This window comes from Mesorhizobium sp. LNJC391B00 (genome assembly GCF_000502535.1).
Classification (GTDB): domain Bacteria; phylum Pseudomonadota; class Alphaproteobacteria; order Rhizobiales; family Rhizobiaceae; genus Mesorhizobium.
On sequence record NZ_AYWI01000004.1, the window covers coordinates 19,551 to 32,627 of the forward strand.

15 protein-coding genes are annotated in these 13,077 nt (G+C 62.4%); 2 read left to right on the forward strand and 13 right to left on the reverse strand.

Features of this window, described 5'->3' with window-relative positions; all coding sequences use genetic code 11:
* Positions 1 to 111: 111 nt before the first annotated feature.
* The 6 genes from pal to ybgC all read right to left on the reverse strand — a co-directional run bounded on the left by pal (position 112) and on the right by ybgC (position 5,331).
* Positions 112 to 618: a peptidoglycan-associated lipoprotein Pal gene (gene pal / locus X750_RS153685; protein ID WP_027050585.1), complete on the reverse strand. Its 507-nt coding sequence runs from the start codon at positions 616 to 618 to the stop codon at positions 112 to 114.
* A 249-nt stretch (positions 619 to 867) separates the two neighbouring features.
* Positions 868 to 2,172 carry a Tol-Pal system beta propeller repeat protein TolB gene (gene tolB / locus X750_RS153680; protein WP_023673841.1) on the reverse strand — a complete coding sequence of 435 codons (1,305 nt, stop codon included), beginning with the start codon at positions 2,170 to 2,172 and terminating at the stop codon, positions 868 to 870.
* 38 nt (positions 2,173 to 2,210) lie between these two features.
* Positions 2,211 to 3,368, reverse strand: coding sequence for an energy transducer TonB (locus X750_RS153675; RefSeq protein WP_023747285.1), 1,158 nt, complete (start codon positions 3,366 to 3,368; stop codon positions 2,211 to 2,213).
* A 7-nt stretch (positions 3,369 to 3,375) separates the two neighbouring features.
* Positions 3,376 to 3,828, reverse strand: coding sequence for a protein TolR (tolR, locus tag X750_RS153670; RefSeq protein ID WP_023673843.1), 453 nt, complete (start codon positions 3,826 to 3,828; stop codon positions 3,376 to 3,378).
* Between the two features lie 9 nt (positions 3,829 to 3,837).
* The gene (gene tolQ / locus X750_RS153665; RefSeq protein ID WP_023673844.1) at positions 3,838 to 4,548 is read right to left on the reverse strand and encodes a protein TolQ; all 711 of its coding nucleotides are present in this window, start codon (positions 4,546 to 4,548) and stop codon (positions 3,838 to 3,840) included.
* Between the two features lie 312 nt (positions 4,549 to 4,860).
* Positions 4,861 to 5,331: a tol-pal system-associated acyl-CoA thioesterase gene (ybgC, locus tag X750_RS153660; protein WP_023673845.1), complete on the reverse strand. Its 471-nt coding sequence runs from the start codon at positions 5,329 to 5,331 to the stop codon at positions 4,861 to 4,863.
* A 65-nt stretch (positions 5,332 to 5,396) separates the two neighbouring features.
* On the opposite strand from ybgC, the gene X750_RS153655 reads away from it, so the two are divergent.
* On the forward strand, positions 5,397 to 6,647 hold the full coding sequence (locus X750_RS153655; protein WP_023747286.1) for a cellulase family glycosylhydrolase: 1,251 nt from the start codon (positions 5,397 to 5,399) through the stop codon (positions 6,645 to 6,647).
* A gap of 144 nt (positions 6,648 to 6,791) precedes the next feature.
* Here the strand turns inward: X750_RS153655 and X750_RS153650 are convergent, their stop codons facing one another.
* The 6 genes from X750_RS153650 to X750_RS0132550 all read right to left on the reverse strand — a co-directional run bounded on the left by X750_RS153650 (position 6,792) and on the right by X750_RS0132550 (position 11,356).
* Positions 6,792 to 7,694, reverse strand: a complete 903-nt coding sequence (locus X750_RS153650) for a metallophosphoesterase (RefSeq protein WP_023747287.1) — start codon at positions 7,692 to 7,694, stop codon at positions 6,792 to 6,794.
* 136 nt (positions 7,695 to 7,830) lie between these two features.
* Positions 7,831 to 8,868 (reverse strand): Holliday junction branch migration DNA helicase RuvB, encoded by a 1,038-nt coding sequence (gene ruvB / locus X750_RS153645; protein WP_023688958.1) that lies wholly within the window; start codon positions 8,866 to 8,868, stop codon positions 7,831 to 7,833.
* 43 nt (positions 8,869 to 8,911) lie between these two features.
* Positions 8,912 to 9,532: a Holliday junction branch migration protein RuvA gene (gene ruvA, locus X750_RS153640; RefSeq protein ID WP_023668770.1), complete on the reverse strand. Its 621-nt coding sequence runs from the start codon at positions 9,530 to 9,532 to the stop codon at positions 8,912 to 8,914.
* A gap of 10 nt (positions 9,533 to 9,542) precedes the next feature.
* Entirely contained in the window at positions 9,543 to 10,049 is a 507-nt protein-coding gene (gene ruvC / locus X750_RS153635) for a crossover junction endodeoxyribonuclease RuvC (protein WP_023668769.1), read from the reverse strand.
* A 67-nt stretch (positions 10,050 to 10,116) separates the two neighbouring features.
* Positions 10,117 to 10,647 carry a DUF1465 family protein gene (locus X750_RS153630; RefSeq protein ID WP_023668768.1) on the reverse strand — a complete coding sequence of 177 codons (531 nt, stop codon included), beginning with the start codon at positions 10,645 to 10,647 and terminating at the stop codon, positions 10,117 to 10,119.
* Between the two features lie 385 nt (positions 10,648 to 11,032).
* Complete coding sequence (locus X750_RS0132550) at positions 11,033 to 11,356, reverse strand: hypothetical protein (protein ID WP_023716072.1); 324 nt, start codon at positions 11,354 to 11,356, stop codon at positions 11,033 to 11,035.
* Between the two features lie 366 nt (positions 11,357 to 11,722).
* Here X750_RS0132550 and X750_RS153625 point away from each other — a divergent pair, with 366 nt between their 5' ends.
* A complete protein-coding gene (locus tag X750_RS153625; protein WP_023747289.1) occupies positions 11,723 to 12,274 on the forward strand; it encodes a DUF2269 family protein in 552 nt (183 codons plus the stop codon).
* Positions 12,275 to 12,281: 7 nt separating this feature from the next.
* Here X750_RS153625 and X750_RS153620 read toward each other — a convergent pair whose 3' ends face one another.
* Positions 12,282 to 13,052, reverse strand: coding sequence for a sulfite exporter TauE/SafE family protein (locus X750_RS153620; protein WP_023668765.1), 771 nt, complete (start codon positions 13,050 to 13,052; stop codon positions 12,282 to 12,284).
* Positions 13,053 to 13,077: the final 25 nt, after the last annotated feature.

The window sequence follows — 13,077 nt, forward strand, 5'->3', positions numbered from 1 at the left end:
ATTTTGTTTCCGGGTTTGTTTCCGGGACCGAAACTGAAAAAGGCGGCCACAAGGCCGCCTTTCGCATGGAAGTGTTGCAATTATGCGACTAAGGCGCCGCCGTCTTGCCTATCAGGAGCCGGCGCCGGAGAGCGTGGTGACCGCGCGGCGATTCTGCGACCAGCAGGAGATGTCGTCGCAGACCGCGACCGGACGTTCCTTGCCGTAGGAAATCGTCTTCAATCGGCTCGCCGAGACGCCCCTGGCGACCAGGAAGTCGCGAGTGGCGGCGGCGCGGCGGGCGCCGAGAGCCAGATTGTATTCACGTGTGCCGCGTTCGTCAGCATGGCCTTCGACGACGATGGCGTACTGCTTGTACTGGTTGAGCCACTGTGCCTGCCGCGACAGCGTCGTCTGCGCATCGGCGCGGATCGCGGTCGAGTCCGTGTCGAAGAAGATGCGGTCGCCAATGTTGACTGTGAAGTCCTTCGCCGAGCCGGGCGTTGCCGCACCCGCGCCGTTGAGGCCGAGCTCTTCAGCGCTGTTCGGGGTTTTCTTCGAGGCGCAACCGGTGATGGCGAGCATTGCGATCAGGGCGATCATCGCCGGGTTTCTGGTAAGTGCTGCGATACGGCCCATGCCGCCTCTCCTTCGTATTCGAGTGATCGTATTTCGAGTGATTTCGTTGATCACCCAGTAACCACGTTTGGGTTAACCGGCATTCAAGAAATACGGTTAATGTTTGGTTTCGATCGTCCGTCCACGACCTTCAAATCCACGGTCACAGTTGGCGCGGACCCTAGGCGGAAATGCGGCCGAAACGCGACTAATGAATGGAAAAGGGGCCAAACGGGCCCCTTTTTAGCAGGTGTGGCAATTCGGCCGAACCTACTCCAGCAGCGGCGACCAGGCGGGATCCGACGCGAAATTCGCGGTCGGGATCGACTGTTCGTTGCGGCCGGTGAGATCGACGGAAACCAGTTTTGGGCCGCCGGCGGAGTCGCGGAAGAACATCAGCACGCGGCCGTTGGGCGCCCAGGTCGGTCCCTCCTGCTGGAAGCCCGAGGAGAGGATGCGCTCGCCCGAACCGTCGGTCTTCATGACGCCGATCTGGAATTCGCCGCCGGTCTGCTTGGTGAAGGCGACGAGGTCGCCGCGCGGCGACCACACCGGCGTCGAATAGACGCCGTCGCCGAACGAAATGCGGGTCTGGCCCGAGCCGTCGGCGCCCATCACATAAATCTGCGCACGGCCGCCACGATCGGAAGTGAATACCACCTTGCTGCCGTCGGGCGAATAAGAGGGCGAGGTGTCGATGGCGGTCGAGTTGGTCAGCCGGGTGGTCGAGCGGCTTCGCAGGTCCATGGCGAAGATGTTGGAATTGCCGTCATCGCGCAGCAGGCTCATGATCACCTTCTGGCCGTCGGGCGAGAAGCGCGGCGCAAAGGTCATGCCGGGAAAGTTGCCGACCAGTTCGCGCTGTCCGGTCTCGATCTGCAGCAGATAGACCCGCGGCTGGCCGCTTTCATACGACATGTAAGTGATTTCCTGCCGATTCGGCGAGAAACGCGGCGTCAGCACGATCGAGCGGCCATCGGAGAGATAGCGCACATTGGCGCCGTCCTGGTCCATGATGGCGAGCCGCTTCTTACGCGCATTCTTGGCGCCGGATTCGTCGATGAAGACGACGCGTGTGTCGAAATAGCCCTTCTCGCCGGTGAGCTTCTCATAGATCGCATCGGCGATGATGTGGGCGACACGGCGTTGATTTGCGTCGTTGGCGAAAAACTGCTCCCCGGCTATCTGCTGGTTGCCAAAAATATCCCATAGTCGGTACTGGGCGCGGATTCGGCCGTCCGCCTCCTTGCTCACGCTGCCGGTGACCAGCGCCTGCGCATTGATCACCTTCCAGTCGTCGAAACGGGGCTGCGCATCCGGATTGGCGATCTTCTCGATGAAGGCGTTCTTGTCTATCGGTGCGAAGAGACCGGAGCGCTTCAGGTCGGCGGTGACGATCTCGGAAATCTGCGCGCCGAGCCCTCCCTGGAAATCTGGGATGGCGATCGGCATCGGTTCGACATTGCCTTTGTTGACGTTGAGCTCGAGGGTTGCTCGAGCAGGCAAGGTGACGACGGCGTTCATGCCCATCGCCATCGCGGCGACCATCAGGAGCGGCTTGAGGATGGATTTCATGTCTTCTCGCTTCTCTTGCTGATTTCTGGGTGCTCAGGCTACAGGCCAAGCATCGCTCTGGGATCGAAGTTGACGCGAACGTCGGACCAAATGTCATGCTTTCCGGCGGGCACCTGCAGGCCGGCGACATCGCATTTCTGCACAGCGCGAACCGCGCTGCTGTCGAATTGGGGGTTGCCGCTGGACTTCTCGACGGTCGGACGGCCCTCCAGCTTGCCGGAGGCATCCAGGCTGAAACGGATCACCACGGTGAAATCCTCAGAACCCTCAAGCCCAACCGGGAGGGTCCAGCAGCCACCGAGCTGTTCTTCCAATGCCCCTTGCTCGGACTTCGACAGCTTCTGGCCTTGATCCTTGTCGCCGCCTAGCGATGCCTGCTGGGTCGAGCGCTTGGCGCCGCCGCCGGATGGCTTCTGCTTGTCGAGCAAAGCCTTGATGTCAGCCTCATTGAACTGCTTGTCATCCGACTTCGGCTTCGACGAGGCTTCCTTGACCGGCTTGTCGGTGTCCTTGCGGTCCGGAGCCTTCGCGCTTTCGGCCTGCGCCGGCTGCGGCTTCGGCCGTGCTTCGGGAGCAGGAGCGGAAGTCGGAAGCTGCGCTTCTTCCAGAGGCTGCTGATCCGATATGGCTTCGGCGACCGCATCGGGCTTCACGCGTGGCTTCGGCTCTATGGCGGCGGTCGTGTCCGGCTGCGGTGTTGGTGCAGGCTCCTTCACCGGGGTCGGCTTCGGTTCAACCTGCTTCACCGGCTCGGGCTTGACCTCTTCCTTCGGCTGCGGCTCCGGCGCCACCTCCGTCGCAGGTGTCGGCTTCGGCGCTTCCTTTGGCTTCGGCGTGTCCTCGGTCTTCGGCTTTTCGGTCGGCGTCGGCGCCGGAGCAGCCGTCGCTGTTTTCTCCACCGGCTTCGGCTTGGGCTCGTCCGTCACCGGCTTGTCGGTATCAACGCTGTTCTCGCCGATTTTCTGTGCATCTGGCACGATGTCGGGACGCTTGGTCGGCATCGGCGCCGGCTTTTCGTGCATCACCGCCTTCTTGTCGCCCTGCAGCGTCTGCGCAATGGCTTCCATGGGAACGATGTCGACCGCTATCGACTCCACATCCGCGGACGGCAGCGCGGCCGGCGCCGACAGGGTGAACAGGCCGAAAGCCAGTGCCACCGTATGCAGTATCACCGATGTGGTGAGGCCGGTCTTCATCGTGCGTCTACTGATCCTGTTGCTGCAGTGAAATCAGGCCGATATTCTTGTAGCCGGCGGCCTGGATGAGGGCCATGACCTCCATCGCGGCGCCATAGTTGGTCGCCTTGTCGCCGCGGATGAAGATGCGCTCTTCGTAGCCGGTCTTGGAAATCGCCTGCAGTTTGGCGACCAGCTCTTCCCTTGGGATTTCGGTCTCCTGCAGGAAAATCTTGCCGGCCGCGTCGATCGAAACGGTGATCGGCTGGGTGTCGGCGTTCATCGCCTTGGCCTTCGTCTCCGGCAGGTCGACCGGCACGCCGACCGTCAACATCGGTGCGGCGACCATGAAGATGATCAGAAGCACCAGCATCACGTCGACCATGGGCGTGACGTTGATTTCCGACATCAATGCATGGTGACGGCCGCGCCGCCTGTGTCCGCGTCCGCCGCGTCCTGCCATGCCAACCGACATACCCATCTTCTTACCTCAGCCCTTAGGCGCTACTTTTTCATCGATTTGGCGCGAGAGTATGGCGGAGAACTCGTCCGAGAACCCTTCCATCCGCACCGCGATCTTGTTCGCGTCGGATGACAGCTTGTTGTAGGCGATAACCGCCGGAATGGCGGCGAGCAGACCGATGGCCGTCGCCAGCAGCGCTTCGGCAATGCCGGGTGCAACCACCGCGAGACTGGTATTCTTCGAACCGGCAATCGCCTGGAACGAGGTCATGATGCCGATGACGGTGCCGAACAGGCCGATGAAGGGTGCGGCCGAACCAGTGGTGGCGAGAAAGCCGAGACGGCCCTCCAGCTTCTCCATCTCGCGCGTCAACGCCAGGTCCATCGCCTTGTCGATGCGGGTCTGCAGGCCGAGCGGCGATTTGGCCCCCTTCTCGAAGCTCTTCTTCCATTCGCGCATGGCGGCGACGAAGATCGCACCCATGCCCGTGGTCTTGCGGTCGGCAAGCGTGCGATAGAGCTCTTCCAGCGACTGCCCCGACCAGAACACCTGTTCGAAGCGATTGAGCGACAGACGCATGCGGGCATAGCTGACCAGCTTGTCGACGATGATCGCCCAGGTCCAGACCGAGGCGCAGAGCAGACCGATCATGACCAGCTTGACCACCCAGCTGGCCTGTGTGAACAGCGCCCAAATCGACAATTGCGCTGCCGGATCGGCGAGTGCGGTAGTTTCCATGCTTCAGTCCTTAAGATTTTCAGGGCATCGCTGGCGGCTGGCCCATGGGCATCCCTTGTGGTCCGTTCGCGCTTGGCTTCCGGATTAACCCCAAAATGCACCGTTGGCGGCCTTTTCAGGGCAAATATTGGTGAAAGGAAGGCGCGCGGATTCTTCCAATCTTCACCGATCTCTTCATGAACCGTTATGGTTAAGGATGGGTTAGGAAATATGGCGCGGCGCATTGCCGCGCCAAGGCACGACGCGGGCCATCCATCCACAATCGAATGCGCTGCCGATTGGCCGCTCGTTGCCGGCCGGCAGGCCTGGATATCAGCTTGCTCCTGGTAGAAAGGCCGCGATCCATTCTTTCGGAAAGCGCTTCGGCCGGCCGTTCTCGCCGATGATCGCCGCCTCGACCTTTGCTTCGACCAGAACCTCTGTCCCGCGTTTCAATTGCTGCGCCATGACGATGCGGGCGCCGGAAATATCCTGCGTTGATGTGTCGATGGTCAGGATGTCGTCCATGCGGGCAGGCGAGCGGAAATCTATCTCCATCCGCCGCACCACCCAGACGATCCGTTCGCCGTGCTTGCCTTCGTGAAGTTCTGTGTGGTGGACGCCCGCCAGCCTGAGATAGTCCGAGCGGCCGCGCTCGAAGAATTCGAGATAGCGCGCATGGTAGACGACGCCGGAAAAATCGGTGTCGGCATAGTAGACTCGCGCCATCAGCCGATGGCCGAATTCCGTCAAGGCTCCGGAAAGCCCGCCGGCAAGCGCCGCCGATTCACCATGATCGTCCATCGCGCTTTCCTTTTTGCCCCCGGCGGGGCACCTGTCTTGCCAAAATCACCAGCGCAGCAAACCGGATGGCACTGTTGACGGCGATGATCAAGACCGAGATGGCAGCGCTGCTGGTGCTGGCGGCGTCTGCGCTTCCCGGTCAGGCCGCGAGCTTTTCGATGAAGCGCGGCCTCAACCTCGACCAGTGGACGACCTGGGTCGGGGAAGACAAATGGAACGACCGACAAGCCATCCTACCCTATCCGGAATGGCGCAAGTTCCTCGACGAGGATGACCTCAAGGCACTGAAGGCCGCCGGCTTCGACTTTCTGCGCATGCCGGTCGATCCCTCGCCGTTTATGTCGGATCAGACACTGGCGCTGCGTGAAGACCTTTATGCCAGCGTGCGGGACTCGGCGCGCATGATCAACCGGGCCGGTCTGAAAGTGATCGTCGACATGCACCTGATCCCCGCCGGCGGCGGCCGCGAGATCGGCATGGGCCAGGTGATGGACGATCCCGCAACCTTCGACGCCTATGTCGAGGTCGTCCGCAAAATGGCGCGCACGCTTGCCACTGAGGACCCGGCGCAGGTCGCTTTCGAGCCGATGAACGAGCCTATCGTCGACTGCGACAGCGATGGCACCAGCCTGTGGCCGGAGCGTCAGCAAAAGCTGTTCGCGGCCGCGCGCGCCTCGGCCACCAGGCTGACGCTGATCCTGACCGGCGCCTGTTATTCCAATGCGGCTTCGCTGGTCAAGATCGACCCAAAGTCGATCCCCGACGACAACCTGATCTGGACCTTCCACTCCTACGACCCGTTCCTGCTGACGCATCAGGGCGCGACCTGGGCCGGCGATTTCATTCTTTATGTTACCGGGCTGCCCTATCCGCTGACCGCGGTGCCGCGCGCCGAGCTCGATGCGACGCTGGATGCGATCCGCGCCAAGATAAAAGCCGAGGCGCCATGGACCAGACGGAACGGCCTGCTCGCCTATCTCGATGAACAAGCCGCCAGCATGGACACGGACGAAAAGCTGCTCGGCGTCATCGATGCGCCGTTCGAAAAGGTCGAGGCCTGGGCGAAGGCCAACGCCATCAAGCCGGAAAACATCACGCTGGGCGAGTTCGGCATGATCCGCCAGGAGTATGGCAACCCCTATGTGATGCCGCCCAAATACCGCGCCGCCTATGTCAAGGACATGATCGCGCGCGCCGAGGCGCATGGCTTCTCATGGTCGGTGTGGAGTTTTGGCGGCGCCTTCGGCATCGTCAATGCCTTCAACGGCGAAAAGGCCGAACCCGCCGTGATGGATGCAATCCGCTCGCTCCATTAGCCCTAGGGCATGTCGAGATCCAGATCAGGCCGAGTCGGAAATGAGGGGTCCGAGAACCGGAACGGAGCGGACTTTGGTCCGTGACTACCGGAAGCGCAGGGACACCTCATTTGCAGGCCGGCATCACCTGAATACCGGCATGCTCTAACCGAGGTCGATCTGTAGGATCTCCGGCCGCATGCCAAAGCGCACCGGCGCGATGCTGAAGCCGAGCCCGCCTGACACGATCAAATTGCGGTCATTCTCGACGACATGGCCATAGGCAAAGCGGTTGCCGAAGCGGGACGGAACCACCGGTGAATAGCCGAACAGCCTGACCTGCCCGCCATGTGTGTGGCCCGACAGCGTCAGCGAAACCCGCCACGGCACTTTCGGGAAAATGTCAGGCTCATGCGCAAGCAGGATGATCGGTGCCTGGTCGGTGATCTTGGCCAGCGTGCCGTCGAGATCGTCGAGGCCTTCAAATTTGTCGCGGCCTGCGGCCTTGTTCGGTAACAGGGCCAGCTGGTCGGCGAGTCCGGCGATCCAGAAGCCGTATCCATTCTTTTCCAGACGCACAGCGTCGTTCTCCAGAACCGAGATGCCGGCTTCCTCCAATGCCTTGCGCGCCACAGTCGGCCCCGCTCCGGCCTGCTGCGCGAAAGGATCGTGCCACCAGTCGTGATTGCCGAGGATCGACACGACACCAAGCGGCGCCTTCAGTCCTGACAAGGCCGGCGCCCGTTCATGGGCCTCCACCCGGTTCGTCACCAGGGACATGCCTGAGATATAGTCGCCGAGCAGTACGATCAGATCGGGCTGCAGCACGTTCGCACCCTCGACGAGTGAAGCGATCCGCTCAGGCGTCATCCAGGGGCGGCAGGCGTGAATATCGGCAAGTGCTACAACGCGCAGCTTCAAGCCCGCCGGCCAATGCGGCGGCGTCAGCCGGTAGCGCTTGACATGGGTCAACAGCATCGGCTCGATGCCGACCGCATAGGCACTGAGCGACGCCAGCGAGAGGAACGAACCCCCGACGAATTTCAGGAACCCGCGTCTGGTGATCACTTTTCTGGCTCCGACGCTTGATCGGAGCAGTTCGCGCCGACACTACGACGCCCGATAGCATCCAGGAATGCGCCTTCACGCTGGCAGGCTTGAGGAAATTCTGCGCAGACAGCCCGTTCCGGAGGACAAATCTCCGTTACTCTTCCTGGAACAGGTTGATCTGCTGCTGCGCCAGATCCTTCGGTGCGTCGAGGCCGAGATGGCGCCAGGCATTGGCGGTCAGCACGCGGCCGCGTGGCGTGCGTTGGATGAAACCCTGCTGGATCAGATAGGGCTCGATAATGTCCTCGATGGCGTCGCGCGGCTCGGACAGGCCGGCGGCGATGGTTTCGATGCCGACCGGCCCACCACCGAAATTGCGCGCGATCATCGAGAGATAGCGGCGGTCGAGCGCGTCGAGGCCGAGCGCGTCGACCTCCAGCCGCGTCAGGGCTTCGTCGGCAACCTGCTTGTCGACGTGACCGTCGCCGGCAACGGAGGCGAAGTCGCGCACCCGGCGCAGCAGCCGGCCGGCGATGCGCGGCGTGCCGCGGGCGCGACGTGCGATCTCCAGCGCGCCATCGTCGCCAAGCGGCATTTGCAGGATGCGGGCGCCGCGCCGCACGATCTGCTCCAGTTCCTCGACAGAATAGAAATTGAGCCGCACCGGAATGCCGAAACGGTCGCGCAGCGGGTTGGTCAAAAGGCCGAGCCTGGTGGTGGCGGCGACGAGCGTGAAGCGGGCAAGATCGATCTTGACCGAGCGTGCCGCCGGACCTTCGCCGATGATCAGGTCGAGCTGGAAATCCTCCATCGCCGGATAGAGGATTTCCTCGACTGCCGGATTGAGCCGGTGGATCTCGTCGATGAACAGTACATCGCGGTCTTCCAGATTGGTGAGAAGTGCGGCGAGATCGCCGGCCTTGGCGATCACCGGACCGGAGGTCGAGCGGAAATTGACGCCGAGCTCGCGCGCCATGATCTGCGCCAGCGTTGTCTTGCCAAGCCCCGGCGGCCCGACGAACAGCACATGGTCAAGCGCCTCGCTGCGGCCCTTGGCGGCCTCGATGAAGACTTTGAGGTTGGCCCGCACCGCGGCTTGGCCGACGAAATCGGCGAGCGTCTGCGGCCGCAAGGTCTGCTCAGCATCCTCGCCGCGCTTTTCCGGGGCAATGAGGCGGGGTGAAAGGCTCATGCGGCCTTCCTCGCACAGGGCAAAGGACCGGACAAGCAATCACTCACCGCGCCAGTTCCTTCAGCCCGAAACGAATGAGCTTCGAGGCATCGGCGTCCTCGCCGGCCGTCTTCAGCGCCGCCGCGACAGCATTGGCTGCTGTGTCGCGCGAATAGCCGAGATTGACCAGCGCCGAGACGGCGTCGGTAATGGGCGCCGGCGCCACGCCTTCGCCGAGCTCCTGCTTAAGGCCGATGGTGCCGGAGGCGGTTCCGGCATAGGCCGGCGCCTTGTTCTTCAACTCGGTGACGATGCGCTCGGCCACCTTCTTGCCGACGCCGGGCGCGCGGCTGACCATGGCGATGTCGCGCAGCGCGATCGCATTGGCGAGGTCTGCCGGCGCCAGCGTCGACAGGATGGCCAGCGCCACCTTGGCGCCGACGCCTTGCACATTGCTCATCAACAGCCGGAACCATTCGCGCTCAAGCACCGACTGGAAACCGTAGAGCCGGATCATGTCCTCGCGCACATAGGTCTCGATGAACAGCACCACCGCCTCGCCGGGCGAAGGCAGCGCGGCCAGCGTGCGCGCCGAGCAATAGGCGACATAGCCGACGCCGTGCACATCGACGAGGCAGAAATCCTCCTCGATCTCGTCCAGCGTGCCTTTCAATTTGCCGATCATGCGTGATCCCTCATGCCAGCGCCATCCTGTAGGCGACGCTTTGCCGGTGATGCGCGTGGCAGATGGCGATAGCCAACGCGTCTGCGGCATGTTCGGTGTCGAAAACGGCTTTCGGCAACAGCACCTTTACCATCATGTGGATCTGCTTCTTGTCGCCATGGCCAACGCCGATCACCGCCTTCTTGACGGCATTGGGGGCATATTCGGCCACAACAAGGCCGGCGCGCGCCGGCACCAGCATGGCTATGCCGCGCGCCTGGCCGAGCTTCAGTGTCGCCACCGCATCCTTGTTGACGAAGGTTTGCTCGACGGCCGCTTCCTGGGGCATGGCCGCATGCAGGATCTCGGCCAGCCCGTCATGCAATTGGCAGAGCCGTGTCGCCAGCGCCGCCTTGTCGTCGGAGCGTACAGTGCCGGAGCTGATAAAGCGCAGCGAGTTGCCGAGGCTCTCGACGATGCCCCAGCCGGTGCGCCTCAGCCCCGGATCGATACCGATAATGCGAATCGCTTCCCTCATGCGCGAAGTCTACCTCCGGCGCACAGCGATGTCAGCGAAATGTGAACAAACCGGAAACGGGAAGCGTTTAACCTCGAGCGAAAGCCGTGTTCAGCAGCGTGATCTGGTCGGAAACCGGATTGGCGCGGCGGGCGGCGGCAGGCGTCTCGGCAAACGCGCCGCCATAGATCTCTTCGTCCATGCGGCGCACCAGCGCCTGCAGGCGCAGCGAGCGGGTGACGAGGTCGAGGAAATCCTTCGGCAGTTCGCCCCAGCCGACCGCTTCGTCATGCGCCGAGGCGGTGTCGAGACGCACCTTGGATTTTTCCGAAGCGACCTGGTCGCGGGTCATCTCGCCGGAATTTGCCGCCCGCTGCAAAAGCAGCCAGGAGGCGACTTGCATCAACCTTGTGGTCAGCCGCATCGATTCGGCCGCATAGAGCGTCGCCGCCAGCCTGGACAGCTTCTTGGCCTCGGCCCGGCCCTTGCCGTCAAGATACTCGGCTGCCTGTTCGACCAGGCCCATGCCTTCCTGGTAGAGCGGTTTGAAGGATTGGGAGAAAACCCGGCGTTCCGCCAGCTTGATGGTTTTCGCGATGCCCTTCGAAGGCTCGTTCATCGATACGCCCCTGCACTGCCCCGTCGGCTGATTCGGCTTCTCGCCGTCACGCCGGCACCCTAGATGACTGAAGCTTGAAAATGCGCTTCGCCGCCGGCGAAGGCAAGCACATGTTTAACAAACGGTTAACGCCTGCGCAGGGGCGCCAAGCGGACCAAAAGCAGACAAAAAAAGAGCCGCGGATAAGGCGGCTCTCAGGAGTTTAACAGGGAGGCGTCAAACGAAGTGGCTCCAACCACTCGGTAAGAATCCAGATCACTGGATGGACATAGTAAACACCTGTAAAGCTTAATGAACCCTTAACGGCGCGGATATTTCTTGATCGACCGCTGCCCTTCTGTGCCGTATCAGCACAACGACCCCCGAAGCCTGATCGTCAGCTTGTTCATGCCTTCTTCCATACAGCCGGCAAGGAAATGAAGGCGAACAGCAGCATTGCCGCATAAAAGCCCATCGAGGAGGAACCCAGCACCGGCTCGATCTCCGGATGGCCGGCAAGTTCAAAGTAAAGCCCGATCATCAGTGCGATGCCGCAGATTGCCGTCAGCCAGAAATGCACGACCGCAATCGTCTTTTGCCCGACCGCTGGAAACAGGTGGTAGAAGAAAGCAAACACCGCCGACATCAGCCAGCCCGCCACCATGGTGTGCGCGTGGGTCGGCATCTGCCCATGGTCATTGGAGATCGCCATATCCAGGCCGAGCGCCATGCCGCAGAGGGAATAGATGACGGCCAGGGTGAAGAAATTCGTGCTACGCCTTACATGGGATACCCTCGTTGGTTGTTGCAGACTTGGTCCGACCGCGCGCGGCCAAAATGGAGCGTCGGTCGCGAGCGGCTTAGTCCCCGCAGGTTTCAGGATCATGCCGCGAAACCAGCCAATGCCGACACGGCGTCTATCCGGCAAATGCCGGGTATTGTGCGGGCTGGCGGTAAAATCCGGCGACGGCGCCACCGCAACAAGCCGGCACCCACGCGGCATCTTCTGGATACATGTACGGAGATAATCCGCCCTCCTTCGGAAGCAGACGCGCGAAAGCAGCGTTTACCCCGGAACGATGCACAAGGAGCGGCAATGGACTGGTATTCTCTCTTCAAATTCCTGCATGTCATGGCAGCGATCCTCTGGCTCGGCGGCGGTTTCGCCATGCTGCTGGTTTCGATACTCGCCGATCGCGCCGGCGACGACGAGACGCTGATGGTCATGCTGAGAACGACGGACAAACTCGGCTTGCGTCTGTTCGTGCCGGCGTCTATCGCGACCCTGGCTTCTGGTCTGGTGCTGACTTCGCTATGGACCGGCTTCTCCGACCTTTGGGTCGTCATCGGCCTTTGCGGCTACGCCGCCGCGTTTCTGACCGGTATCCTCGTGCTGAAGCCTTCGTTCGAAAAGCTTGCCACAATGCTTGCCGCGGACGGCATGACCCCGGCTGCCATAGCGTTTGGGCGCCGCATGATACGGATCGTCAAGTTCGATTTCGTCATCATGATCGCCGTCGTCGCCGACATGGTGCTGAAGCCGACCGCGCACGACATCGCCACTCTCGGCGCCATGGCGGTCGTGGTCGTTGGTGGTGCATCGCTGACCTTTGCGAGCGCCCCGCGAACCAAACCGGCAGCCGCCTGAGCGGGATTTAGAGCAGGCCGGCGATCCCGTCCCAAAGCAGCTTGACCGCGACCACGGCCACGGTCGCGTAGGTGAAGGGATAAAAAATCTCCGGCCGCATGCGCCGCACCAGCCAGGCGCCGGCGATGGTGGCCAGCGGCGCCAGCGGCATCAGCACGGCCGACGCCGTCAGGTTGGCGGTGTCGAACTGGCCAAGCGCGAAGTAGGGGATCAGCTTCAGCGCGTTGGTGGCGGCAAAGAAGATCGCCGATGTCCCCGACAGCACCTTCGGATCAAGCCGTATCGGCAGCGCATAGACCTGGAAGGGGGGCCCGCCGACATGGGCGACGAAGCTGGTGAAGCCGGCGACGGTGCCCCAGAAGGCGGCGGCGATGCGGTTGGGCGCCGCCGCATGGTCGGAACCGTGGCGGAACTGGAGATAGAGCCAGCGCAGCACGAAGATCAGCGCGACAGCGCCGACGATCAGCCGCACCATCTCTTCGGTTACGAGCGCTGCCGTCAGCCAGCCGAGCCCAATGCCGATCACCGCGCCCGGCATCATGTCGACCAGCATCTTTCTGTCGTAGACGCCCCACCACGTCCACACCGAAACGATGTCCATCAGGCACAGGATCGGCAGCAGGATGGCCGCCGCCTGCACCGGCGGCATGGCCAGCGCCATCAAAGGCACGCCAACGAAGCCGACAGCGCCGCCGAAGCCGCCTTTCGACAGCCCGACAAGTATCACCGCCGGAATGGCGGCGGCATAAAACCACGGATCGGCGAGCAGACCTGACATGAACTGGAAATGCTGGAGGGAAGAC

Bases quoted from the DNA above. Each gene is read 5' to 3' on its own strand.
- pal (WP_027050585.1), bottom strand. From the start codon at position 618: ATGGGCCGTATCGCAGCACTTACCAGAAACCCGGCGATGATCGCCCTG.
- tolB (WP_023673841.1), bottom strand. From the start codon at position 2,172: ATGAAATCCATCCTCAAGCCGCTCCTGATGGTCGCCGCGATGGCGATG.
- X750_RS153675 (WP_023747285.1), bottom strand. From the start codon at position 3,368: ATGAAGACCGGCCTCACCACATCGGTGATACTGCATACGGTGGCACTG.
- tolR (WP_023673843.1), bottom strand. From the start codon at position 3,828: ATGGGTATGTCGGTTGGCATGGCAGGACGCGGCGGACGCGGACACAGG.
- tolQ (WP_023673844.1), bottom strand. From the start codon at position 4,548: ATGGAAACTACCGCACTCGCCGATCCGGCAGCGCAATTGTCGATTTGG.
- ybgC (WP_023673845.1), bottom strand. From the start codon at position 5,331: ATGGACGATCATGGTGAATCGGCGGCGCTTGCCGGCGGGCTTTCCGGA.
- X750_RS153655 (WP_023747286.1), top strand. From the start codon at position 5,397: ATGGCACTGTTGACGGCGATGATCAAGACCGAGATGGCAGCGCTGCTG.
- ruvB (WP_023688958.1), bottom strand. From the start codon at position 8,868: ATGAGCCTTTCACCCCGCCTCATTGCCCCGGAAAAGCGCGGCGAGGAT.
- ruvA (WP_023668770.1), bottom strand. From the start codon at position 9,532: ATGATCGGCAAATTGAAAGGCACGCTGGACGAGATCGAGGAGGATTTC.
- ruvC (WP_023668769.1), bottom strand. From the start codon at position 10,049: ATGAGGGAAGCGATTCGCATTATCGGTATCGATCCGGGGCTGAGGCGC.
- X750_RS153630 (WP_023668768.1), bottom strand. From the start codon at position 10,647: ATGAACGAGCCTTCGAAGGGCATCGCGAAAACCATCAAGCTGGCGGAA.
- X750_RS0132550 (WP_023716072.1), bottom strand. From the start codon at position 11,356: ATGGCGCTCGGCCTGGATATGGCGATCTCCAATGACCATGGGCAGATG.
- X750_RS153625 (WP_023747289.1), top strand. From the start codon at position 11,723: ATGGACTGGTATTCTCTCTTCAAATTCCTGCATGTCATGGCAGCGATC.
- X750_RS153620 (WP_023668765.1), bottom strand. From the start codon at position 13,052: ATGTCAGGTCTGCTCGCCGATCCGTGGTTTTATGCCGCCGCCATTCCG.